The sequence below is a fragment of the Dyella japonica DSM 16301 genome (assembly GCF_001010355.1).
Lineage (GTDB): Bacteria > Pseudomonadota > Gammaproteobacteria > Xanthomonadales > Rhodanobacteraceae > Dyella > Dyella japonica.
Map to the genome: position 1 here is coordinate 1 of NZ_JPLA01000177.1, position 422 is coordinate 422.

Annotated in this window: 1 protein-coding gene; it reads right to left on the minus strand. The window is 37.0% G+C overall.

The genetic code is table 11. From position 1 onward, the window contains the following. On the minus strand, nucleotides 1–422 hold a 422-nt coding region (locus tag Y882_RS20430; RefSeq protein ID WP_046973440.1), incomplete at both ends, for a hypothetical protein.

The window sequence follows — 422 nt, forward strand, 5'->3', positions numbered from 1 at the left end:
GTTTGCAATACGTTCTGAAGTGAGAGCGTATCGTTCGTTTACTGTTTCTTTCATGAAGTCAGGGATTTCACGAGAAGCTTTAATTTCATCAAACTTGTCGAGTACTGCCTGGTCTTCAGCGATTAAATTTTCATACATCTCGATATCTTTCTTGATAAACTCGATATCTTCCTGGGTTACTTTGGATAAACGAGACGCTTTATCCTTTTTGTACTGCTCGTTAGTTTCACGAAACCAGAATAATGTACGTTTTTTGTTAGTGTTTTTGTAGACTTCCACAATTCCAACTGAATCGATGATAACAATCCAATTCCAGCAAGATTTGAAAATATGACCTCCGACCACGGTAATCTCGTTGTCATAAGCACCGTCATTAAAGAACTTGCTTTGTGCTTCAGATTTAAATTTACCGTCGTTATAAT